General features: G+C 70.8%; 20 protein-coding genes. 15 read left to right on the top strand and 5 right to left on the bottom strand.

What is annotated here, in order from left to right; genetic code table 11:
• The first annotated feature begins 1 nt into the window (after nucleotide 1).
• Together dnaJ and ISU10_RS06685 are read left to right on the top strand one after the other, a co-directional pair.
• A complete protein-coding gene (gene dnaJ, locus ISU10_RS06690) occupies nucleotides 2–1192 on the top strand; it encodes a molecular chaperone DnaJ (RefSeq protein ID WP_194695608.1) in 1191 nt (396 codons plus the stop codon).
• Nucleotides 1192–1932: a 16S rRNA (uracil(1498)-N(3))-methyltransferase gene (locus ISU10_RS06685; RefSeq protein WP_194695607.1), complete on the top strand. Its 741-nt coding sequence runs from the start codon at nucleotides 1192–1194 to the stop codon at nucleotides 1930–1932. The genes dnaJ and ISU10_RS06685 overlap by 1 nt, the downstream gene beginning before the upstream one ends.
• 6 nt (nucleotides 1933–1938) lie before the next feature.
• Here ISU10_RS06685 and ISU10_RS06680 read toward each other — a convergent pair whose 3' ends face one another.
• The 3 genes from ISU10_RS06680 to ISU10_RS06670 are packed head-to-tail and all read right to left on the bottom strand — an operon-like array spanning nucleotide 1939 to nucleotide 4650.
• Entirely contained in the window at nucleotides 1939–2985 is a 1047-nt protein-coding gene (locus ISU10_RS06680) for a winged helix DNA-binding domain-containing protein (RefSeq protein WP_194695606.1), read from the bottom strand.
• A 32-nt stretch (nucleotides 2986–3017) separates the two neighbouring features.
• A complete protein-coding gene (locus ISU10_RS06675; protein WP_194695605.1) occupies nucleotides 3018–4115 on the bottom strand; it encodes a Gmad2 immunoglobulin-like domain-containing protein in 1098 nt (365 codons plus the stop codon).
• The gene (locus ISU10_RS06670) at nucleotides 4108–4650 is read right to left on the bottom strand and encodes a SigE family RNA polymerase sigma factor (protein ID WP_194695604.1); all 543 of its coding nucleotides are present in this window, start codon (nucleotides 4648–4650) and stop codon (nucleotides 4108–4110) included. The genes ISU10_RS06675 and ISU10_RS06670 overlap by 8 nt, the downstream gene beginning before the upstream one ends.
• A 108-nt stretch (nucleotides 4651–4758) precedes the next feature.
• Between ISU10_RS06670 and ISU10_RS06665 the strand changes: the two genes are divergently transcribed.
• Together ISU10_RS06665 and ISU10_RS06660 are read left to right on the top strand one after the other, a co-directional pair.
• Nucleotides 4759–5112, top strand: coding sequence for a histidine triad nucleotide-binding protein (locus ISU10_RS06665; protein WP_370864869.1), 354 nt, complete (start codon nucleotides 4759–4761; stop codon nucleotides 5110–5112).
• Nucleotides 5097–6341, top strand: a complete 1245-nt coding sequence (locus ISU10_RS06660) for a hypothetical protein (RefSeq protein ID WP_228499925.1) — start codon at nucleotides 5097–5099, stop codon at nucleotides 6339–6341. The genes ISU10_RS06665 and ISU10_RS06660 overlap by 16 nt, the downstream gene beginning before the upstream one ends.
• Before the next feature lie 64 nt (nucleotides 6342–6405).
• On the opposite strand, the gene ISU10_RS06655 is transcribed toward ISU10_RS06660, so the two are convergent.
• A complete protein-coding gene (locus tag ISU10_RS06655) occupies nucleotides 6406–7500 on the bottom strand; it encodes a methyltransferase domain-containing protein (RefSeq protein ID WP_194695602.1) in 1095 nt (364 codons plus the stop codon).
• Between the two features lie 151 nt (nucleotides 7501–7651).
• Between ISU10_RS06655 and ISU10_RS06650 the strand changes: the two genes are divergently transcribed.
• The 9 genes from ISU10_RS06650 to ISU10_RS06610 all read left to right on the top strand — a co-directional run bounded on the left by ISU10_RS06650 (nucleotide 7652) and on the right by ISU10_RS06610 (nucleotide 18772).
• Nucleotides 7652–8341, top strand: coding sequence for a PIG-L deacetylase family protein (locus ISU10_RS06650; RefSeq protein WP_194695601.1), 690 nt, complete (start codon nucleotides 7652–7654; stop codon nucleotides 8339–8341).
• Nucleotides 8342–8385: 44 nt separating this feature from the next.
• The gene (locus tag ISU10_RS06645) at nucleotides 8386–11283 is read left to right on the top strand and encodes an AfsR/SARP family transcriptional regulator (protein WP_194695600.1); all 2898 of its coding nucleotides are present in this window, start codon (nucleotides 8386–8388) and stop codon (nucleotides 11281–11283) included.
• A gap of 212 nt (nucleotides 11284–11495) precedes the next feature.
• On the top strand, nucleotides 11496–12458 hold the full coding sequence (locus tag ISU10_RS06640) for a PhoH family protein (RefSeq protein ID WP_228499964.1): 963 nt from the start codon (nucleotides 11496–11498) through the stop codon (nucleotides 12456–12458).
• A gap of 10 nt (nucleotides 12459–12468) precedes the next feature.
• On the top strand, nucleotides 12469–12927 hold the full coding sequence (ybeY, locus tag ISU10_RS06635) for an rRNA maturation RNase YbeY (protein WP_194695727.1): 459 nt from the start codon (nucleotides 12469–12471) through the stop codon (nucleotides 12925–12927).
• An 11-nt stretch (nucleotides 12928–12938) separates the two neighbouring features.
• Complete coding sequence (locus ISU10_RS06630) at nucleotides 12939–14225, top strand: hemolysin family protein (RefSeq protein ID WP_194695598.1); 1287 nt, start codon at nucleotides 12939–12941, stop codon at nucleotides 14223–14225.
• 4 nt (nucleotides 14226–14229) lie between these two features.
• The gene (locus ISU10_RS06625; protein WP_194695597.1) at nucleotides 14230–14535 is read left to right on the top strand and encodes a cytidine deaminase-like protein; all 306 of its coding nucleotides are present in this window, start codon (nucleotides 14230–14232) and stop codon (nucleotides 14533–14535) included.
• A 266-nt stretch (nucleotides 14536–14801) separates the two neighbouring features.
• Nucleotides 14802–16094: a tetratricopeptide repeat protein gene (locus ISU10_RS06620; RefSeq protein WP_194695596.1), complete on the top strand. Its 1293-nt coding sequence runs from the start codon at nucleotides 14802–14804 to the stop codon at nucleotides 16092–16094.
• Nucleotides 16095–16103: 9 nt separating this feature from the next.
• Nucleotides 16104–17492, top strand: coding sequence for an FAD-binding oxidoreductase (locus ISU10_RS06615; RefSeq protein WP_370864865.1), 1389 nt, complete (start codon nucleotides 16104–16106; stop codon nucleotides 17490–17492).
• Nucleotides 17489–18772 carry an SAM-dependent methyltransferase gene (locus ISU10_RS06610; protein WP_194695595.1) on the top strand — a complete coding sequence of 428 codons (1284 nt, stop codon included), beginning with the start codon at nucleotides 17489–17491 and terminating at the stop codon, nucleotides 18770–18772. The genes ISU10_RS06615 and ISU10_RS06610 overlap by 4 nt, the downstream gene beginning before the upstream one ends.
• Before the next feature lie 149 nt (nucleotides 18773–18921).
• Here ISU10_RS06610 and ISU10_RS06605 read toward each other — a convergent pair whose 3' ends face one another.
• Nucleotides 18922–19962 carry a phosphatase PAP2 family protein gene (locus tag ISU10_RS06605; RefSeq protein WP_194695594.1) on the bottom strand — a complete coding sequence of 347 codons (1041 nt, stop codon included), beginning with the start codon at nucleotides 19960–19962 and terminating at the stop codon, nucleotides 18922–18924.
• A 23-nt stretch (nucleotides 19963–19985) separates the two neighbouring features.
• On the opposite strand from ISU10_RS06605, the gene ISU10_RS06600 reads away from it, so the two are divergent.
• Nucleotides 19986–20816, top strand: coding sequence for a siderophore-interacting protein (locus ISU10_RS06600; protein ID WP_194695593.1), 831 nt, complete (start codon nucleotides 19986–19988; stop codon nucleotides 20814–20816).
• A complete protein-coding gene (gene era / locus ISU10_RS06595; RefSeq protein WP_194695592.1) occupies nucleotides 20813–21733 on the top strand; it encodes a GTPase Era in 921 nt (306 codons plus the stop codon). The genes ISU10_RS06600 and era overlap by 4 nt, the downstream gene beginning before the upstream one ends.
• The last annotated feature ends 95 nt before the right edge of the window (nucleotides 21734–21828 follow it).

Below are 21828 nucleotides of genomic sequence, written 5' to 3'. Positions count from 1 at the left end.
GGTGAGTCAAGACCCCTACGAGCTGCTGGGAGTGCCGCGCGACGCGGACCCCGACACGATCAAGAAGGCCTACCGGCGCCTGGCCCGTCAGCTGCACCCCGACGTCAACCCAGACCCGGAGACGCAGGAGCGGTTCAAGGAGATCAGCCGGGCCTACGAGATCCTCAGCGATCCGCAGAAGCGTGCGTCCTACGACCGCGGCGGCGACGTGTTCGCAGGCATGGGCTTCGGTCAGGGCGCCGGCTTCTCGTTCACCGACATCATGGACGCGTTCTTCGGCGGCACCGCTGGGGGACCGGGGGGCGCGACGCGCGGACCGCGCCCGCGCCAGCGGCGCGGCCAGGACGCGCTGATCCGGTTGGAGATCGACCTGGCCGAGGCTGCCTTCGGGGTGGCCCGCGAGCTGAAGGTCGACACGGCGGTCGTCTGCACGACCTGCCACGGCGAAGGTACGGCGGCGGGGTCGCAACCGGTGCCGTGCGAGACCTGCCACGGTGCGGGGGAGGTGGCCCACGTGCAGCGGTCCTTCCTCGGCGAGATCCGCACGCTGCGACCCTGCGCGGCCTGCCGGGGCTACGGCTCGATCATCCCCGACCCCTGCCGCGAGTGCTCCGGCGACGGCCGCGTCCGCTCGCGCCGTACCTTGACCGTGAAGATCCCGGCGGGCGTCGACACCGGCACCCGGGTGCAGCTCGCCGAGCAGGGCGAGGTCGGTCCGGGCGGAGGTCCCGCAGGTGACCTCTACGTCGAGATCCACGTCTCGCCGCACCCGGTGTTCTCCCGCCAGGGCAACGATCTCCACACCACGGTCGGCCTGCCCATGACCGCTGCTGCCCTGGGCACCACCCTCACGCTCCCGACGCTCGAGGCGGACCTCGTCGACCGCGACGGTGCCGTCAACGGCGTGCCCGAGTCCGGTGTCGAGACATCGTTCGAGATCGAGATCAAGCCCGGCACGCAGTCGGGGTCGGCGCAGGTGCTGCGCGGGCGTGGCGTGCCCGGCCTCCGGTCGGGGCGCGGCGATCTCATCATCACCGTTCTGGTGGAGACGCCGACCAAGCTCGATGCCCGACAGGAGGAGCTGCTGCGCGAGTTGGCCGCCATCCGCGACGAGGAGAAGCCGACCGGGCAGGTGCGCGAGGAGTCCAAGGGGATGTTCGGCCGGCTGCGCGACGCCTTCAACCAGTTCTGATGAGCCTGCCGGTCCACTGGGTGCCGTCGCTCGACGGAGCGCGGGTGGGCTCGACCGTCGAGGTCACCGGCAGCGAGGCGCACCACGCGGTAGCCGTGCGGCGACTGCGAACCGGCGAGCACCTGATGCTCACCGACGGTCTGGGCCGCAGCGCCGTGGGCTCGGTGTCGGCCACCGGCAAGCGCGAGCTGTCGGTGGTGCTGGAGTCGGTCCACGAGGCCGACCTGCCCGAGCCGGTCGTGACCGTCGTGCAGGCGATCCCCAAGGGAGACCGCGGCGAGCTCGCGGTCGAGGTGCTGACCGAGATCGGCGTCGCGCGCATCGTGCCGTGGGCGGCATCGCGGTCGGTCGCGGTCTGGAAGGGCGAGCGCGTGGCTCGGTCGGTCGAGCGCTGGCGGGCGACCGCACGCGAGGCGTCCAAGCAGGCACGGCGCCCGTGGTTCGCGGGTGTCGAGGACCTGGCCGCGACCTCCGCGGTCGAGGCGCTGGTCGCGGCCGCCGACCTCGCTGTCGTCCTGCACGAGCAGGCCTCGACTCCTCTGGCGATGCTCGACGTGCCCGCCGCGGGCTCGGTCGTGGTCGTCGTCGGTCCCGAGGGCGGCCTCACCGACGACGAGGTCACGGCTTTCGTGCAGGCCGGCGCCCACGCCGTACGCCTCGGCCCCGAGGTGCTGCGCACCTCGACGGCCGGCGTCGCCGCAGTCGCCGCCCTGCTGTCGCGGACCTCTCGTTGGCGCTAGGGACCCTTAGCGCGCCAGCAGCTCGGTCACCCGGTCGAGCTCGTCGCCCAGACCGGTCCTCTCGCTCTTGGTGAGGGGTCGCAACAGGTCGACGACGACCGGGCGACCGTCCTCCACACGCCACAGACCCTCGAGCCAGCCGTCGACGAAGATCGTGCAGGACAAGCCGCCGTTGACGCCCATCCAGCGCTTGCGCTTGGCGGGTTCGGTCACGCGGTCGCGACCGGCGTGGGAGAGCCAGACGTTGTCGTAGAGCCCCAGCAGCCGGACCGGCGCGGGCGTCTCGGGGTCGGTCAGCGTGTGGTCCTCGAGGTCCACCAGCCTCCTGCCGGCCTCATCGGTGTGGTGGACCAGGTCATCCATGGTCTTGAGCACGGCCGCGATGCCGGGCACTCCCGACCACGCCGTGATGTCGGCGGCGGAGGCGGGACCGTAGGCCGCCAGGTAGCGGCGCACGATCGTCGTCGGGTCCGGCTCGGCCAGGGGGCGGTCGAGCCAGGTGTCGACGAACTGGTAGACGACCCCGCCCGACTGCTTCCAACAACCGCGCGGGGGCAGCTGGGCGATCGGTGCCGCGACGCGCGCGAGGTGGGCCAGCGCGTTGGCCGGGACTCCGGGGAAGGAGGCGGTGAGTGCCTCACCGAGCCTCTTCACCGGCACCGGGCCAGCCGCCAGCACCGCCCGCAGCGCCACGGCGAACTCGTCGAGGTCGACGCCGAGCGCCGGCGTGATGTTCTGGCTGACCCTGCGCTCGCGCTCGTGGACCGGCGTCGTGAACTGCCGCAGCGTCAGCGCGTCGTCGTCTACGAGCAGGTGCACGGTGCTGCGCATCGAGAGCAACCGCACCAGTGAGCGGTCCTCGAGGCCCTGCGTGACGTCGTAGGGGTCGAAGGCGCTCAGCCGCGCGGCCAGACCGAAGTACGGCGGCTGGTTGTCCTGCGCCTGTAGCCCGACCAGGTGCGCGACCATGGCCCGCACCGAGGAGTCGGTGCGGGCCAGGAGGTGTTGGCGGTCGAGCAGGGTGCGGTTGAGCACCTGGGCCGAGAGCTGCACGCCCCGGACCCTAGCTCCCGGGTCGGACGCTGCTACTCGATGACGAACGTCTTGGAGTCGCTGGCGGGCGGGTTGCCCTCCCCACCGGACGGGTCGTCGTTGGTGGCCACGAACGTGTAGGTGCCCGGGTCGAGGCTGGACACGTCGATGCTCACCGTCCACGGGAACAGCTTGTCGACCTCGCAGCAGCCATCCGCCATCCCGAAGTCGTTGAGCACCACCTGGTCGCCCTGGCGGATCTCCCACTGGAAGGTCGCCTCGAAGGTGTTGGCCACCCCCGTTGCCTTGAGCGTGCCGCCGGAGACCGTCATGCCCTCCTCTGGCTGGGTGATGTTCATCTGCGACAACGTCGCCGAGATCGAGGCGTTGGCGAGCGGCTCGGAGGCGGGCTCGCCGAGCACCTGGTCGGTGCGCTGGCCGTCGAGCAGGAACTGCACGCCGGCGCGCTTCTGGGCCGCGCCCTGCACGCTGAAGACGACCTGCTGGATCGCCAGGCCGGCGTCCTGCTTCGTCATGCCCGCAGGCCGGTCGTGCAGGGCCGATACGTCCGGGCCGGTGAGGTCGACGGTGATCACGTCGCCGTCGTAGCTCGCCGTGGCCTCGGTGCCGGCCGGCCACAAGGTGCGGTAGTCGGGGTCGTGGGCAGGTCCGGCCACCGCGGCGTAGGCGGCCTGGGAGACGGGGTCGCCGCCGATGCCGGGCTGGAACTCGCGGAAGAGCACGGTGCCACTGCCGCCGTCGCCCGCGTAGTAGACGGGTACGGCGGACTCGATGGGCTGCCCGGTCGGCTCGGACGACGGCGTCTTGTCGGTCGGCTCGTCAGTGGGGCTGCTGGTGCCCTGGGTCGGGTCGGAGGTCTGGCTGCTGCCTGATCCGGCGACGGGGGTCGAGGAGTCGTCGTTGAGCTGGGAGACGACGACGACCATGGCGGCGACGGCGGCGACTCCGGCGGCCGCTCCTGCTACGGCGTACAGCCAGCTGCGTTGGGTGCTCATCGATGTCTCCTGGTGGTTGCGGGTGCGGGAACTGATGGCGGAGAGCCCCTCGGAGGGCTCGATCCCCGACACGGCGTCGGAGATCAGTGCCGAGAGACGCGCGTCGTGGTGGGGGTCCAGATGGGGATCAGTCATGGGGAGCCTCCAGGTGGCTGGCGAGGAGCTCGCGCAACGTGGCCGAGCCCCGCGAGGCGTGGCTCTTGACGGCGCCGCGGCTGATGCCGAGGGCATCGGCGATCTCGGCCTCGGACAGGTCGACGTAGTAGCGCAGGGCGATCACCTCTCGTTGCCTTCGGGGCAGCGCCTCGAGTGCGTCGAGCACTGCTGCCCGACGCTCGGTCTGGAGCAGCGCCTCGTCGGCACCGCGTACGGCGTCCGGTGCGGTCTGCCTCTCGGCGTGGGTCCGCACGACCTTGAGGTGACGCAGCCGCGAGCGGGAGCCGTTGACGACGGTGCGGCGCAGGTAGCCCAGCGCACGCTCGGGGTCGCGCAAGGTGCCCCACTTGCGGTGCATGGCGACGAAGGCGTCCTGCACGACCTCCTCGGCCGTGCCGACGTCGCGGACCAGCAGCACGCTGAGGCGGACCAGCTCGCGCCAGTGCGCGGCGTACAGCTGCTCGACGGCGCCGTCGGCGTCCGTGTCGTGCCAGGCGGCAGGAGACGGGCTCATCAGGGCTGCGCTCGCCCTGACCGCCGACCTGCGCATCGCATGGACTGTCACGCTAGACCCACGCGCGGGCGCGGCCCGGGGTTTACATCGGCGTGTGAGGATGTGTCAGTGAGCGCGGCCACTCCCGACAGCTGCCTGTTCTGCAAGATCGTCGCCGGGGACATCCCGGCCGACGTCGTGGCGCAGAACGATGACGCCGTGGCGTTTCGCGACGTCGACCCGCAGGCGCCGACGCACGTGCTCGTCGTCCCGCGATCGCACTACGCCGACGCATCTGCACTGGCCGACGGAGAGCCCGGCACCGTCGCCGTGCTGGTGAGCCTGGCCCGTGACGTCGCGCAGGGCGATGGTCTGGACGACTACCGCCTCGTGTTCAACACCGGGCCGGGTGCCGGACAGACTGTGTTCCACACCCACCTGCACCTGCTCGGCGGAAGGGCGATGACATGGCCACCCGGCTGAGGCGCGCGACCGCAGCGGCTGGCGCCGTCCTGCTGGCCGCCGCGCTCGCTGCGTGCGGCTCGTCCGGCGCCACCGACGACGCCGGCCGCGTGCCGGTCGGAACCATCACCACGATGACGAGCGAGCCGACCGTCGAGCCGAGCGTGAGCGACACCGCCACCGACGATCCGTCAGACGATGGGCACAGCCACTCGGGAGGGGCCACCAAGCCCAAGCCGCTGCGTGCTGGTGAGAAGCGGATGACGCTCCAGATGCCGGCGGCCTACACCCCGTCGCCACCCACCGGCACCGGCACCGACGACTACCGCTGCTTCCTGCTGGACCCCCATCTCACCGACGACGTCTACCTGACCGGCACGTTCGTCAAGCCCGGCAACCCCGATGTCGTCCACCACGTCATCCTGTTCACGGTGCCGCCCGACCAGGTCGCCGAGGCCGAGCAGATGGACGCCAACCAGGACGGCGAGGGCTGGACCTGCTTCGGGGGCTCGGGCCTGCGCGACAACGACGGGCTCAACAGCGCTCCCTGGCTGGGTGCCTGGGCGCCCGGGGGCAAGGAGTCGGTGAGCGCGGCGGGCTTCGGCAAGCTGCTCACGGCCGGCAGCCGGATCATCATGCAGGTCCACTACAACCTGCTCGCCGGGCCAGGGCCCGACGAGTCGGCCGCAGTCCTGCGCTACGCACCCGGCTCAGCCGAGCTCACGCCGCTGGAGACCGTGCTGCTGCCCGCGCCGGTCGAGATGCCGTGCCGGCCGCAGTACTCCGACGGCCCCCTGTGCGACCGCCAGGCCTCCATCGACGACCTGATCGATCGCGTTGGCGGGGCCGGCAACACCAACAACGCGCTCTACTTCCTATGCGGCGGCAAGCCGAAGCCGAGCAACGTGACCTCGTGCGACCGCACCATCAGCGAGCCGACCACGATCCGCGCCGTGGCGGGCCACATGCACCTGCTGGGCCGCTCGATCAAGATCGAGGTCAACCCGGGCAAGCCCGACGCGCAGACCATCTTGAACATCCCCATCTGGGACTTCGACAACCAGGGAGCCCAGCCGATCAAGCCGGTGAGCCTCGACTACGGCGACGTGGTCCGGGTGACCTGCAAGCACGTGCAGTGGCTGCGCGACAAGCTGCCAGCGTTCGAGGGCATCCCCGACAAGTACGTCGTCTGGGGCGAGGGCACCACCGACGAGATGTGTCTCGGGATCCTGACCGTCACGCGTCCGTGAGGGCGCCAACGGTGCGGCACCGATGCGGGTGCGCACCGTTGGCGACATGACGTTGGTCGCAATCTCAGCCGTGGGCCTCGATCACCAGGTTGTAGGCCGTGGCGACCGCGATGCTTGCGTGGCCGAAGCCGGCCTCGCCGAAGGTGGCCAGCAGCCTGGCCGGACCGGCCTGGGCGCCGAGGGCCTGACCTCCCTCGCTGATGCTGTGCGGCACGCACAACGCCGAGCTGCCGACGTAGAAGACGCCCGCGACGGGGTTCTCGAGGTTGGCCTCGAGGGTGTCCTCGGCGTACGGCTCGACGGCCACCACCTGACCACCTGGCCGGAGCGCGGCTCTTGCGTGGGCCAGAGCGCCGGCGGGGTCACCCATGTCGTGCACGGCGTCGAAGAACAGCACCAGGTCGTAGCTCCCCTCGTAGGACGTCGAGTCGGACTCGTGGAACTGGACCCGGTCGGTGACCCCGGCCTCGACCGCGGCGGCCTTGGCCTGCCGAATCGACTCGTCGTGGTAGTCGACCCCGACGAAGGTGCTGTTGGGGAAGGCCTCCGCGAGCAGGATCGTCGGAACGCCGAGACCACAGCCGACGTCGAGCACTCGGATGCCGGCCTCCAGCCGAGCGATGAGCCCTGGCACTGCCGGGAACCACTCGGTGAGCAGCGAGGCGCGATACATCGTGGCGTAGAAGCGGGCCACGCTCGTGAAGACCCGAGAGTCGTGCTCGTGCCAGGCCAGGCCGTCACCAGTGGTGTAGGCGTTGGCCAGCTTGTCGACCGACGCCCAGACCCCGGCGATCAGCTCGAACCCCGCAGTCAGGTTGGCCGGGCTCGCCTCCTCGGACAGCACCGCGGCGGCCTCCGGGGACAGGGTGAAAGCCTCGCTCGCGGCGTCGTACGACACGTAACCGTTGGCCGCCTGGGCCGAGAGCCACTCCTGCACGTAGCGCCGGGCGACGCCGGAGCGCTCGGCGAGGGCGTCGATGGTGGCGGTGCCCTGGTTGCCGCCGGTGGACGACGAGGCGAGCGCGCGCCAGAGGCCGAGGCGGTCGCCGAGGTGGACCAGGATCGCGTTGTAGGCCGCGGCCTGGTCGCCCTGGACCTTGGCCACGAACTCCTCCAGGCGGCCGAAGTCGAGGGCGGGGGCGTTGAGCTGGGCAGTCATGATGCTTCCTTCCGGATCAGGGGTGCGGCGTCCGGGTGACACCGTCGAGGACGACGTTGCGGTGCATCACTCGCACGCGGCTGCCACCTCGATGGCGACGATCCTCGGACGGTGACAGCGGCGTGACAGTGCTTGGCGGCACCCTGGTGCCATGACAGACGTGCTCGCGCAGCTGGGGACCGTGCTGATGGTCTGGGCTCACCCGGACGACGAGACCTACCTTGCCGGCGGCTTGTCGGCTGCACTGACCGCCTCCGGTCAGCGAGTGGTGTGCGTGACCGCGACCAGGGGTGAGGCTGGCGGCGAGGCCGCCGACCTGGCCGCGATACGTACGACGGAGCTCGAGGCGGCACTGGCCTTGCTCGGCGTGGAGGAGCATCACTGGCTGGACTACCCCGACGGCGGCTGCGCCGCAGTCGACGAGGCGACGGCAGCGGCGCGGGTCCGCGGCTACATCGATGTCGTCGACCCGGACACCGTGGTCACCTTCGGGCCCGACGGGTTCACCGGCCACCCCGACCACCAGGCAGTCAGCCGCTGGGTCGACCTCGCGGTCACGGCCCGGAAGACGCGCGTCCTGCACGCGGTTGCGCGCGAGCAGCGTCCCGACGCGAGCCTCGACGAGGACTACGGCGTCTTCGAGCTGGGGCTGCCGCGCGTGGTCCCCGACGACGAGATCGACGTGCTGTTCGCGATCGACGAGACGCTGCTCGAGCGCAAGGTGGCCGCTTTGCTGCTGCAGGAGTCCCAGACCGCAGGACTGGTCGCGGCCGTGGGTCTCGAGCGGTTCCGGGCATGGGTTGCCGTGGAGGCCTTGGCGGCGCCGGCGCCAACGAGGTGACGGCGACCCTGGCGCCGTCGTCGAGGCTCGGGCACAGTGCCCGCGTGGATCGCGGTCAGCTGCCCCTGTGCGTCGACGTGCTCGGGCCACTCGTGCTGCGCGTGCACGGGCACGAGGTCCAGGTCCCGGGAAAGCGACGGCGAGCACTCCTGGCGCTGCTGGCGCTTGAGGGCGAGCGCGGCATCAGTGTAGATCGGCTCGTCGACGCGCTGTGGCCCGACGGGCCGCCCGACAACGCGACCCAGGCGCTCTACAGCCATGTCTCCCGGCTGCGCACCCACCTCGGGGAGCTGTCGGACCGCCTCGAACGCCGACCCAACGGCTACCGCCTGCGGCTGGCGCCCCACGAGCTCGACGCCGACGCCGTGCAGCGACTGGCGACGAGTGACGTACCAGCCGCCCTCGACCTGTGGCGCGGCCCGGCGCTGGCAGAGTTCGCCGCGGTGCAGGAGCTGGATGCCGCCGCTGTCGGCCTCGAGGAGTTGCGCCTGCAGCTGGTCGACGACCTGCTCGACACCCGGCTCGCAGCGGGAGAGGCCGGCGTTGTCGTGGCCACCGCGGAGGCTGCGGCGGCGGCACCGCTGCGCGAGCGGACCGCACTCCTGCATGTGCGGGCCCTGGCCGCCGCCGGGCGCAGCGCCGAGGCGATGGAGGCGGCCCGGGCCTTCCGCCGCCGGCTCGCGGACGAGACCGGTCTCGACCCGAGCCCGGCCCTCACCGAGCTCGAGCAGCTGGTTGCCTCGGGCCGGGTCGCCTCGGGTTGGGTCGGCCGACCGGTGTATGCCCGGGTCAGCAGGCCGGATGCCCCGATGGTCGGCCGTCAGCACGACCGCGAGGAGGTGCTGCGGCTGCTGGGCATCAACGGGGTCGTCACTGTGACCGGTCCGGGCGGCGTCGGCAAGACTCGCTTGGCCCTGGACATCGCGGCCGACTGGGCGGACTCCCCAGCGGTGGTCGTCCCCCTCGGCGCCGTGGCTCGCGCCGATCGCGTCGAAGCGGCCGTCGCCTCCCACCTGGGCCTGCGGCTCGACGGACCGCCTGGACCCGACGACGTCGCGGCCGCCCTCGCCGACCGTGACCTCCTGCTCGTGCTCGACAACTGCGAGCACCTGGTCGAGGCCTGCCGGAGCCTGGCCGTCGCGATTCGCCGTCGCGCAGCGGGCGTGCGGGTCCTTGCTACCTCGCGGGTCACGCTGCAGGTGCCGGGGGAGTATGTGGTGCGGTTGCAGCCCCTGCCCCTGCCGCGAGACTCGGGCGACATCGAGTCGCTGCGACGCCAGCCGGGCGTCCGGGCGTTCGTCGAGCACGCGCGACGGCGATCGGCGACCTTCGAGCTCGACCCGGGCGATGCCGCCGACCTTGTCGAGGTCCTGCACCGGCTCGACGGACTGCCGCTGGGCATCGAGTTGGCCGCGCGGCAGGTCGCGGTGATGCCCCTGTCCGCCGTCCGGCAGCGCCTCGACCGGGCCCTCGACCTGGCGACCGGCCGGCAGGGGCCCGAGGACGCGAGGCAACGGACCCTCAGAGCCAGCATCGCGTCGTCGTACGAGCTGCTGGGCGAGCCCGCCCGGAGGTTGCTGCGCCTGTTGGGGGCCTTTCCCGGTGGGGTCGACGTGGCGACCGTCGAGGCGCTCGCGGACGGCTTGGGGGAGCCGATCGACCTGCTGCACGACCTGGTGGACTCCTCGCTCCTCGTCGCCGATGCAGCACAAGGGCGCTACCGCGTGCTGTTCATCGTTCGGGCCTTCCTGTCCGATCTGGTCACCGAGCTGGGGGAGGCGGAACAGGTGCGGGGACGGTTCGTGCGTCGCTGCGTCGTCGTCGCCGAGGAGCTGTGCGCGGCCAGCTACACCGCCGACGAGCCGGAGGCCGACCGCCGGATGCGAGCCGAGCTCGACAACCTGCGCGCTGCACGCGACCTCGCGCGCGACCACGGCGACGTCGGCAGCCTGGTGGCCGTGACATTGCTCGCCGGCCAGATGGGGACCTGGCGAGACCTCCGCGAGATCTGGTCGTGGTTGACTCAGCTGGCCGATGATCCGGCCGTGAGCGACCGGCCCGAGCGCGTGCTCGTGACCTCGCTCGCCGCAGATGCGGCTCGGCTGGCAGGCGACTTCGACACCGCGGAGCGGCTCGCGGACAGGGCGGTCGCGCTTGCCGACGAGACGACCGAGCCCGCCGATCTCGCGATGGCCTGGAGTGCCCGGGCGGCTGTGGCGCACTTCGCCGGCGACTTCGCGGAGGCCATCGCGCTCTGGTTGCGCGCAGCCGAGCCGCCGGGTCGGGAGTCGGGCTCCTTCACCTGCTCGGCGGCACTCGCGGCGACCTACGGCGGCGACGTGGAGACTGCCCGCACCTTGCTCGATCGGGCGACGGCCCTCATGACCGGGGTCGGGTCGCCGTCGCAGCACGCGTTCCTCGCCTATGTCGAAGGTGAGTGGCGCTCACCTCTGGGTGTCGAGGACCCGACGCCCTACTACCGTCGCGCCATCGACCTCGCTTCACGGACGGGTGCGCACTTCGTCGAGGGAGTGGCCCGGGTTTCCCTGGCCGCCAGCCAGCGTCGGGCAGGCGACCTGACCTCCGCTGCGGCCGGCTATGCCGAGATGCTGCGCGGCTGGCGGCGTACGGGTCACCGCACCCAACTGTGGACGACGGCCCGCAACGCTGCCGAGCTGCTCGCGGCGGCAGGGGTGGTCGAGGTGGGTGCTCTGCTGCTCGCCGCTGCCGAGGCCGCGCCGGGCGTCGCCGTCGTCGGCCCGGAGATCGCCCGCTACAGCCACCGGGTCAACGTGCGTCTCTCAGACCTGGTCGAGCCGGCTCGCGTGGACGCGGTCCGCGCCGAGGCAGCGGCGCTGGGTGCTGCTGCCGTCCTCGACCTCGCCGAGTCCGGGCTGCGCGATGTCGCCGGAGACGATCGCGGGGCTGAGGACCGGCACTGACGGCGCGGCAAACGGGTGGGGACCGTCGGTGCCCTCCCGTAGCATGGAACTTCGTTGAACAGCCCCATCGCCGACCAGAGAGGCCGCCCGTCCGGGCATCCATGAGTGACAGCCACCAGCGTGTGGACGACAAGCAGGCCGATAAGCAATCGGACAGGCAAGCCGAGAGGGCCAGCACCAAGCACGTCGTCGTCGTCCCCAACAGCATCAACATGGTCAGCCTCCTCGGCCCCGGCGACGAGCACCTCGCCCTGCTGGAGCGGGCGTTCAGCGCCGACGTCCACGTGCGCGGCAACCAGATCACGCTCACCGGCGAGCCCGGTGAGATCGCCCTCGCCGAGCGGCTGCTCGACGAGCTCGTGACGATCATCCGCACCGGCCAGGGTGTCACCGTCGAGACCGTCGAGCGGGTGCTCCACATGCTGCGCGCCGAGACGACCGAGCGTCCGGCCGATGTGCTGTCGCTCAACATCCTCAGCAACCGCGGCCGGTCGATCCGCCCCAAGACGCTCAACCAGAAGCGCTACGTCGACTCGATCGACAAGCACACCATCACCTTCGGCATCGGCCCGGCCGGCACCGGCAAGACCTACCTCGCGATGGCCAAGGCCGTGCAGGCGTTGCAGGGCAAGGCGGTCAACCGGATCATCCTGACCCGCCCCGCGGTCGAGGCCGGCGAGCGGCTCGGGTTCCTGCCCGGCACCCTCAGCGAGAAGATCGACCCCTACCTGCGCCCGCTCTACGACGCCTTGCACGACATGATCGACCCCGAGTCGATCCCCAAGCTCCTGGCCGCCGGCACGATCGAGGTCGCGCCCCTGGCCTACATGCGAGGCAGGACGCTCAACGACTCCTTCATCGTCCTCGACGAGGCCCAGAACACCTCGCCGGAGCAGATGAAGATGTTCCTGACCCGCCTCGGGTTCGGCTCCAAGATCGTCGTCACCGGGGATGTCACCCAGGTCGACCTGCCAGGGGGTGTGAAGTCCGGGCTCAAGGTGGTCGAGGGCATCCTCGACAGCATCGAGGACGTCTCCTTCCAGCGGCTCAACGCCCACGACGTGGTCCGCCACCGCCTCGTCGGCAAGATCGTCGCGGCCTACGACGAGTTCGACGCTCGCAACGAGGTCGCCGCGCAGCGAGACCAGCGTGACCATCGCGACCAGCGCCGATGACGCCGCGCACATGAGCATCGAGGTCATCAACGAGTCGGGTCACGATCTCGACGTGCGCGGGCTGGCTCGGCTGAGCCGGTTCGTGCTCGACGTGATGCGCGTGCACCCGCAGGCCGAGCTGTGCATCAAGGCCGTCGACGAGGCGACCATCGCCGAGCTCAACACCCAGTGGATGGAGAAGGAAGGTCCCACCGACGTCCTGGCCTTCCCGATGGACGAGCTGCGGCCCGGCCAGGTCAACCAGGAGCCGGAGGAGGGCGTGCTCGGCGACCTGGTGCTCTGCCCGGCCATCGCCGAGCAGCAGGGCGAGACCGCAGGTCACGGCAAGCAAGCCGAGATCGAGCTGCTGACCGTGCACGGCATCCTCCACCTGCTCGGCTATGACCACGCCGAGCCCGACGACCACCGGGTGATGTTCGGCCTGCAGGACGACCTGCTCGCCCAGTGGCGTTCCCGACCGCAGAGCTGACCGGCGCTGACATGAGCTCCGCAGACTTCTGGCTGCTGGTCACGGCGGCGGCGTGCGTCGTGCTCGCGGGCGTCTTCTCGGCCGCCGACGCCGCGCTCGCGTCGTTCTCGCGTGCCCGGGCCCAGGAGCTCGTCGCCGAGGGGAGGGCCGGGTCTCGCCGCCTGGTCGTCTTGCTCGACGACGCCCCGCGCTACCTCAACACCGCCTTGCTGATGCGGATGCTGTGCGAGATCGCCGCCATCGTCATCGTCACCCAGCTCGTGCGCGATGCCTACGACGGAGCCTTCTGGCCGTCGCTGGCCACCTCCATCGGCGTGATGGCGTTGGTGTCCTTCGTGGTCATCGGCGTCGCGCCCCGCACCATCGGCCGCCAGCACTCCCAGCGCGTCGCGCTCGCCACGGCGGGCCCGATCTCCCGGATCACCAGCGTGCTGGGGCCGATCCCGCGAGTGCTGATCCTGTTCGGCAACGCGATCACCCCGGGTCGTGGGTTCCGTGAGGGGCCGTTCTCGACCGAGACCGAGCTGCGCGAGCTGGTCGACCTCGCCGAGGCCTCGGCAGTCATCGAGTCCGGCGAGCGCAAGATGATCCACTCCGTCTTCGAGTTCGGCGACACCACCGTCCGCGAGGTGATGGTGCCCCGCGGTGACGTCGTCTACATCGAGCGGTTCAAGAACCTCCGCCAGACGATGTCGCTGTTCTTGCGCAGCGGCTTCTCCCGGGTGCCGGTCGTCGACGACAACCTCGACGACGTGGTCGGCATCGCCTACCTCAAGGACATCGTGCGTCGCGACTTCGAGGCGCCCGACGTCGAGTTCACCCAGCGCATCGACGAGGTGATGCGCCCAGCCCTGTTCGTCCCCGACTCCAAACGCACCGACGCGCTGCTCTCGGAGATGCAGGCCAACCGGCAGCACATCGCGATCGTCGTCGACGAGTACGGCGGCACCGCCGGCTTGGTGACGATCGAGGACCTGCTGGAGGAGATCGTCGGCGAGATCACCGACGAGTACGACGCGGAGCACGTCGACGTCGAGAAGGTGGACGACGACACGGTGCGCGTCTCGTCGCGCTACCCGATCGACGACCTCGACGAGCTCTTCGGGATCGACGTCGAGGACGACGATGTCGACTCGGTGCTCGGGCTGATGGCCAAGCACCTCGGCAAGGTGCCCATCCCGGGCTCGTCGGTCGAGGCCCACGGCCTCCGGTTCGAGGCTGAGAGGACCACCGGTCGCCGCAACCGCATCGAGACGGTGCTGATCAGTGCGCTCGAGGAGGCAGAGCCCGTTGAGTGATGCGTTGAGTGAGCTGTCGGCGGAGGACACCAAGCTGGTGACGCTGGCCAGGGCGACGCGCGCGCGCACGGGCGCCGCACAAGGCGCCGCAGTCCGCGACCTCGACGGCCGCACCTACGCCGGCGCCACCGTCGCGCTGCCGTCGCTGACGGTCTCGGCCCTCGGCGTCTGCCTCGCGATGGCGGCGTCCTCGGGGGCGCGTGGCCTGGAGGCCGCCGTGGTGATGGGCGCCGACGGTGCCCTCAGCGATGCCGACGCCGCCGCCATGCGGGAGTTCGCGGGCGACGGCGTCGTCGTGCACCTGTTCTGAAAGCGGCGGAAAGCTGCCGTGGCCAGCCGCTCCATAAGACGACGAAGGTCACGGCGGAGGCGACCCCGGGCCGAGGGCGTAGCGAGCGAGGCGGTCCGGCGAGCCGGAGCGGGCCCGGGTGCCCAGCCAGGTGGCCAGCGCCGCCTCCGTGGCTGCGCAACCACGTCTCGCAGAATCCTGGCCAAGCTGCAGGTCCCTGATCGCACTGCTGCGGCACTGCGCGCGCGAGAGGTCGGCTTGGGCGACTGACGTCGTACCTTCGTGTCATGACCGTGACCGATCCGTGGGGGATGCCGATCTCCTGCACAGCGGAGGTCACGCCGACGTATGCCGCCGCGATGCGCGCCTACCACGACCGGCGTTCCGGTGATGCGGAGCTGTTGCGGCGCGTGACGACCGAGGACCCCCGGTTCGCCGTCGGACGAGCGACGGCCGCACTGTGGGCGCACCTCGAGGGGCACCAAGGACGCGCGCAGACCGAGGTCGAGGCCGCCCGGACCGGCCGCCAGACCCACGAGTGGGAGCGGAGCTTCGTACGCGCGGTCGACGAGACGGTCGAGCGCGGCCGGTGGGCGGCGATGCCGTCCTGGCTGGCCCACCACGACGCCTACCCGGGTGACCTGATGGGTGCGATGTTCGCCGCGTTCCTGCTTGAGATGAGTGCGGAGCCGGACGGCGCGGCCGAGGGGGAGCGCCGCATCGCCCACACCCTGCAGGTCGTGGGGGACGACCCGATGCTGCTGGGCTACCTGGCGATGACGGCCCAGGACCGCGGCGAGCTCGAGGAGGCCCACCGCCTGGCCACGCGGAGCCTGGAGCTCGACCCGACCGGGTTCGCGGGCGGGCACCCGACCGCCCACGTGTACTTCGAGTCCGGCGACCACGCCGACGGCCTGGCCTGGCTCGACGACTGGCTGCCGACCACCGATCAGCAGGCCATGTTCGGTGGCCACCTGGTCTGGCACGCCGCCTTGCACCACCTGGCTCTCGGTGACGGCGACGGCGCCCTGGCGAGGTACCGGGGCTGTGGCGGGTCGGCCGCTGGCGGGCGGCTGATCGACGGTCCCTCGCTGCTGTGGCGCTGCCAGCTCCTCGGGCACGTCGCTCACGGCACGGATCCGGAGAGTCCGCGCGTCAGCGACCTGGCACGCCCCTTCATGGGTGGCGTGTCCTTCCTGTTCCTGGGCGTGCACGTGGCGCTCGCCCTGGCGACGGCAGGGGACGCCGACGGTCTGCGCGAGCTCGCCCACAACGCCCGCGGGTTCGCAGCACCCGGCACTGCCGAGTTCCTCCCCGACCTGGCGGGGGGCCTGGCCGCCTACGTGGAGGGCGACCACGACAAGGCGGCGCAGGCGCTACTGCGCTTCGAGCCGCATCAGTGGCACGTCGGCGGCTCGCACGCGCAGCGAGAGGTCTTCGAGGACACCCTGATCCAGGCGTTGATCAAGGCGGGTCGGCTGGCCGAGGCGTCCGCCCGGCTCCGTGCGCGGCTGGACCGCCGGCCATCCGCGCTAGACACCGAGACGCTGGCGAAGACCGTCTCCCTCCCCACGCGCTAGGTTAGGGCGGTGATTTCTGGGGGAGGGTCGTGGGAGCAACGCGCCCGCGACCGTCACGACGAGGCTGTCGCCCGGCTGCGGGCCTCCTACTCGGCCATCCCCGCAGGGCAGCCCGTGCGGCTGGCCAAGAAGACCTCCAACCTGTTCCGGCCGCGCCAGGCCACAGGAGCACCCGGGCTCGACGTGAGCGGCCTCGACGGGGTCATCTCGGTCGACCGTCAGGCGCGCACCGCCGACGTGGCCGGCATGACGACCTACGAGCACCTCGTCGACGCGACCCTGCCCTACGGCCTGATGCCGCTGGTCGTCCCGCAGCTGCGCACGATCACCTTGGGCGGAGCGGTGTCGGGTCTGGGCATCGAGTCGACGAGCTTCCGCAGCGGCCTGCCCCACGAGTCGGTCATCGAGATGGACGTCTTCACCGGCGCGGGCGAGGTGGTCACGACCCGACCGGGCGATGAGCTGTTCGACGCCTTCCCCAACTCCTACGGCTCGCTCGGCTACGCCACGCGGCTGCGCATCGAGCTGGAGCCCGTCCGCTCCCACGTGGCGCTGCGCCACGTCCGGTTCGACGACGCCTCGCTGCTGGCCAAGACCATCGCGATGATCGTCGACTCCGGCGAGTACGCCGGCGAGCGGGTCGACGGCCTCGACGGCGTCGCCTTCGAGCCGGGCGAGCACTACCTGACGCTGGCGCGCTGGAGCGACTACCCCGGGGGCGGTGCGCAGGCCAGCGACTACGTCGGCCAGCAGATCTACTACCGGTCGATCCAGCAGCGCGAGACCGACCTCCTGACCACCTACGACTACCTGTGGCGCTGGGACACCGACTGGTTCTGGTGCTCGGGCGCGTTCGGTGCCCAGCACCCCCGCCTGCGCAAGGTGTGGCCACGGAAGTACCGCCGCTCCGACGTCTACTACCGGATGGTGGGCTGGGACCACCGCTTCCACATCGCCGACAGGCTCGACAAGCGGGCCGGCAGACCCGAGCGTGAGCGGGTGATCCAAGACGTCGAGATCCCCGTCGAGAAGCTGCCGGAGTTCTTGGAGTGGTTCGACGCCGAGGTCGGCATGCGTCCGGTCTGGCTGTGTCCGCTACGGCTGCGCGAACGCGAGTGGCCGACCTACCCGCTGACGCTCGACACGACGTACGTCAACGTCGGCTTCTGGGGCACCGTCCATGTCGGTCCTGACCGCGTCGATGCCCCCAAGAACCGTGCCATCGAGGCGAAGGTGCACGAGCTCGGCGGGCACAAGTCGCTCTACTCCGAGGCGTTCTACGACCGCGAGACCTTCGACCGTCTCTACGACGGCGAGCACCTCGGGGCCGTGAAGGCCACCTACGACCCCGACAACCGGCTGACGAGCCTCTACGACAAGGCGGTGCGACGGCGATGAGCTCAGTCTCGACACGAGTCAAGATCGGTGACGCGCTCGGGATGCTTCTGACCAAGGAGCTGCCCGGGAGGTTCACCTTCTACGACGGCAGCTCGATCGGTACCGGCGAGATCCCGATCACGCTGCACCTCAAGACCCAGCGCGGTCTGGCCTACCTGCTCACCGCGCCGGGCGATCTCGGCCTGGCTCGCGCCTACGTGATGGGCGACCTGGACATCGAGGGCGTCCACCCCGGCGACCCCTACGAGGCGCTGGTCCTGCTCTACCGCAACCTGAAGTTCCGTTCGCCCACCCCGGCCGAGGCGCTCCAGATCGTGCGGGGACTGGGCTGGTCCAACCTCAAGCCGCCGCCGACGCCCCCGCAGGAGACGTTGCCGCGCTGGCGCCGCACCGTCGAAGGCCTACGTCACTCCATGGGCCGCGACGCCGAGGCGATCCACCACCACTACGACGTCTCCAACCGCTTCTACGAGATGGTGCTCGGTCCCTCGATGACCTACACCTGCGCCGTCTATCCCCACGACGGCGCCTCGCTGGAGGAGGCCCAGAACTACAAGTACGACCTGATCGCCCGCAAGCTCGACCTCAAGCCCGGCATGCGGCTGCTCGACGTGGGCTGCGGCTGGGGCGGGATGGTCCGCTTCGCGGCCCGCGAGTACGGCGTCAAGGCGCTCGGCGCGACGCTCTCGGCCGAGCAGGCGTCGTGGGCCAAGGAGGCCATCGACCGGGAGGGGCTGGCCAACCTCGCCGAGGTGCGCCACTCCGACTACCGCGACGTGCTCGAGACCGGCTTCGACGCGGTCAGCTCGATCGGCCTCACCGAGCACATCGGCGTGCGCCAGTACCCCGCGTACTTCGGATTCCTCAAGGACAAGCTGCGCCCCCAGGGCCGGTTGCTCAACCACTGCATCACGCGGCCCCACAACCACCGCCAGGAGACCGGGGCGTTCATCGACCGCTACGTCTTCCCCGACGGCGAGCTGACCGGCGTCGGCCGGATCGTCACCGAGGTGCAAGACATCGGCCTCGAGGTGATGCACGCCGAGAACTTCCGGCTCCACTACATGCGCACGTGCGCTGCGTGGTGCCAGAACCTCGTCGACAACTGGGACGAGTGCGTCGCCGAGGTCGGCGAGGGCACCGCTCGCGTGTGGGGTCTCTACATGGCCGGCTCGCGGATGGGCTTCGAGCTCAACGAGATCCAGCTCGACCACGTGCTCGCGGTGAAGACCGAGGGCGGCGTCGACGGGTTCCCGCTGCGGTCCAATACCTGGGTGTAGTTCACGCGGCTGGTTGAGGAGGGCGGTTGCGCCCGTCTCGAAACCAGTTCGTTCGCAGGGGCGTGCTGGTTTCGAGACAGGACTTCGTCCTTCCTCAGCCAGCGGAAGACAAGCAGACTCACTGACTGCTCGCTGGTTGAGGAGGGCGGTTACGCCCGTCTCGAAACCAGTTCGCTCGAAGGAGCATGCTGGTTTCGAGACAGGACTTCGTCCTTCCTCAACCAGCGGAAGACAAGCAGAATCACCAGCGCGTAGGCCGCGCCGGCGACCTCGTCCAGCACGTAGTGCTCACCGGCGTAAGCCAGGCTGAAGCACATCGCCAGCGGGTAGATCGCGAGCAGACCTCGCCAGGGCCGGCGTACCCGTGACCACCAGAAGCCGGCAGCGAGGGTCGCGAAGGCGACGTGCAGCGAGGGCATCGCGGCGACGGGGTTGACCAGGTGCTGGCCCAGGGACAGCGCCGAGCCGACCATGCCGAGCCCGACCTGGTCGAACCCCTCGCTGGTCAGGCGCAGGACGGGGGGGCCGCTGAGATCACCCTGCGACGAGGCCAGCCAGGGCGGCGCGGTCGGCAGCAGCACGTAGGTCGCCAGGCCGGCGACCGCGAGGGTCACCACCATCGACATCCAGTGGCGGAACTCGGCCCTGTCACGCAGCCAGGTCACGACGGCGGTCACGGGCATGACCAGGTAGTGCGAGCAGTACGTCAGGCTCACCAGCAGCGCGAACCAGGGGATGGCGGTGCCGTCGACCGGCCCGGCGTGCAGGTGGGCTTGTAGCCACTGGGTCGGCGTGGTGTCGCCGAGGCTGAGGGCCCGAGCCAGCCACTGGTCGAAGTCGATCGGCAGGTCGACCTGAAGCGGCAGGCCGAGGTCGTTGTGCACGCCTCGCGTCGGGTAGTCGCGGGCGGCCATCTGCCCCGCGGAGTACGGCGAGGCGAACCCTCGGCTGTAGTCGTAGGTGAGCAGCACGAGCTGGAAGGGCACCCAGTCCAGGACCATCCGCCGCCATGCCGCCCAGCCGCGGCCCAGCAGGCCGATGCTCAAGAAGCCGGTGGCGAGCGCGGCCAGGCCCAGTCGGTCGGTCGGGATGCCGAACCAGACCACGAAGACCACGAGGCCCACGGCGAACGCGGCGTAGACCCAGCTCCGACGTCGCCGCCACAGCGCCTCCGCCTGGTCGGGTTCCACGGGGCGGACACTAGCCTGGGCGGGTGACTGCCCGAGCCCGTGACTACGCCGCGACCGTGCTGCGCCGCGAGCAGGTCTCGCCCCACCTGGTGCGGCTGGTGCTCGGCGACGTCGACGGACCGGACGCGTTCGCCTCGTCCGGTGTTCCCGACGAGTGGGTCGGACTGGTCGTGCCCGGGCAGTTCCAGTCGCGCTACTACACGGTGCGGTCGTGGGACGGCGCCGAGCTGGTGCTCGACGTGGTGGTGCACGACGAGGGGCTGGTGACCGAGTGGGCCTGGTCTTCGGGGCGCGACTGCGTCGGCGACCGGGTGACGCTCTCGGAGCCCAAGGGCTCCTTCGCGATGCCGTCGTCCGCGACCTGGTTGATGCTCGTCGGCGACCTGACCGCGATGCCGGCGATGGCCCGGATCTGTTCGTCGGTCGAGGAGGTCGCGCAGCGACCGTCTCGAGGCTCGGTGAGGGTGAAGGTCTTCGCCGAGGTTCCTGACGACCTCACCGGCTACCTGCCCAGCGGCACGGACGTCACGTGGCTCACGCCGCCAGGCGCGGGGCTGTCGGCCCTCGCCTCGGTGGTGGAGCGCATCGAGTGGCCCGACGGCGAGGGGTACTTCTGGATGGCGGGGGAGTCCTCGCAGATGCGCGCGATCCGCAAGCACCTGATGCGCGAGGTCGGCCTGCCGAGCACGGCCTACGACGTGATGGGCTACTGGCGCGCCCCGTCGGCGAGGGCGTCGCGGCAGCCACGAGCGGTCGACCCCGGTCCGATCTGGCGGGCCGGCAAGGCGGCCGGCCGGTCCGACGACGAGATCTGGGCGGCCTACGACGCTGCTGGTGAGGAGGTCTCTCGATGAGCGAGGGCTACCGGAGCGGCTTCGTCTCCTTCGTCGGCCGCCCCAACGCCGGCAAGTCGACGTTGACCAACGCGTTGGTGGGCCAGAAGGTCGTGATCACCAGCGACAAGCCGCAGACCACGCGCACCGTCGTACGCGGCATCGTCAACCGCCCCGACGCCCAGCTCATCCTGGTCGACACCCCCGGCTTGCACCGACCGCGCACACTGCTCGGCGAGCGTCTCAACGACCTGGTGAAGACGACCCTGGCCGAGGTCGACGTGGTCGCCGTGTGCTTCCCGGCCAACGAGAAGATCGGGCCGGGCGACCGGTTCATCGTGCAGGAGATGGCGAAGGTACGCCGCACTCTCAAGGTCGCGGTCGCCACCAAGACCGACCTGGCCCCGCCGGAGCAGATCGCCCGGCACCTGCTGGACATCGCGGCGCTGGGTGAGTCGACCGGGACGACGTGGCAGGAGGTGGTGCCCGTCTCCGCGGTCTCCGGCAGCCAGGTCGGCCTGCTCGCCGACCTGCTTGTCGGTCTGCTGCCCGAGGGACCGCAGCTCTACCCCGACGGCGACCTCACCGACGCCCCCGAGCAGATCCTCGTCGCCGAGCTGATCCGCGAGGCCGCGCTCGACGGCGTGCGCGACGAGCTGCCCCACTCGATCGCTGTCGTGGTCGAGGAGATGGGCCTGCGCGAGGACCGCCCCGACGACAGGCCGCTGCTCGACATCCACGCCAACCTCTACGTCGAGCGCTCCTCGCAGAAGGGCATCATGATCGGCCACCAGGGCGCCCGGCTACGCGATGTCGGCTCCCGCGCCCGCAAGCAGATCGAGGCCCTGCTCGGCACGCCCGTCTACCTCGACCTCCACGTCAAGATCGCCAAGGACTGGCAGCGCGACCCCAAGCAGCTGCGGAAGCTGGGCTTCTAGTGCTCCGCGTGGGAAATGGTCATTGGGTTGCTGGGGTGAAATCATGGCGGCATGGTGAACCCTGCTGCTCCCGCATTGGTGTTGCGTGATGGTGA

The sequence above is a fragment of the Nocardioides agariphilus genome, assembly GCF_015352445.1.
GTDB classification, from domain to species: Bacteria; Actinomycetota; Actinomycetes; order Propionibacteriales; family Nocardioidaceae; genus Nocardioides; species Nocardioides agariphilus.
The sequence above is the reverse complement of the archived record's forward strand: the minus strand, read 5'-3'. Positions and strand labels throughout refer to the sequence as shown.

Bases quoted from the DNA above. Each gene is read 5' to 3' on its own strand.
- ISU10_RS06650 (WP_194695601.1), top strand. From the start codon at position 7,652: ATGACAGACGTGCTCGCGCAGCTGGGGACCGTGCTGATGGTCTGGGCT.
- ISU10_RS06630 (WP_194695598.1), top strand. From the start codon at position 12,939: ATGAGCTCCGCAGACTTCTGGCTGCTGGTCACGGCGGCGGCGTGCGTC.
- ISU10_RS06640 (WP_228499964.1), top strand. From the start codon at position 11,496: ATGGTCAGCCTCCTCGGCCCCGGCGACGAGCACCTCGCCCTGCTGGAG.
- era (WP_194695592.1), top strand. From the start codon at position 20,813: ATGAGCGAGGGCTACCGGAGCGGCTTCGTCTCCTTCGTCGGCCGCCCC.
- ybeY (WP_194695727.1), top strand. From the start codon at position 12,469: ATGAGCATCGAGGTCATCAACGAGTCGGGTCACGATCTCGACGTGCGC.
- ISU10_RS06610 (WP_194695595.1), top strand. From the start codon at position 17,489: ATGAGCTCAGTCTCGACACGAGTCAAGATCGGTGACGCGCTCGGGATG.
- ISU10_RS06675 (WP_194695605.1), bottom strand. From the start codon at position 4,115: ATGACTGATCCCCATCTGGACCCCCACCACGACGCGCGTCTCTCGGCA.
- ISU10_RS06620 (WP_194695596.1), top strand. From the start codon at position 14,802: ATGACCGTGACCGATCCGTGGGGGATGCCGATCTCCTGCACAGCGGAG.
- ISU10_RS06670 (WP_194695604.1), bottom strand. From the start codon at position 4,650: ATGAGCCCGTCTCCTGCCGCCTGGCACGACACGGACGCCGACGGCGCC.
- ISU10_RS06660 (WP_228499925.1), top strand. From the start codon at position 5,097: ATGGCCACCCGGCTGAGGCGCGCGACCGCAGCGGCTGGCGCCGTCCTG.
- ISU10_RS06655 (WP_194695602.1), bottom strand. From the start codon at position 7,500: ATGACTGCCCAGCTCAACGCCCCCGCCCTCGACTTCGGCCGCCTGGAG.
- ISU10_RS06685 (WP_194695607.1), top strand. From the start codon at position 1,192: ATGAGCCTGCCGGTCCACTGGGTGCCGTCGCTCGACGGAGCGCGGGTG.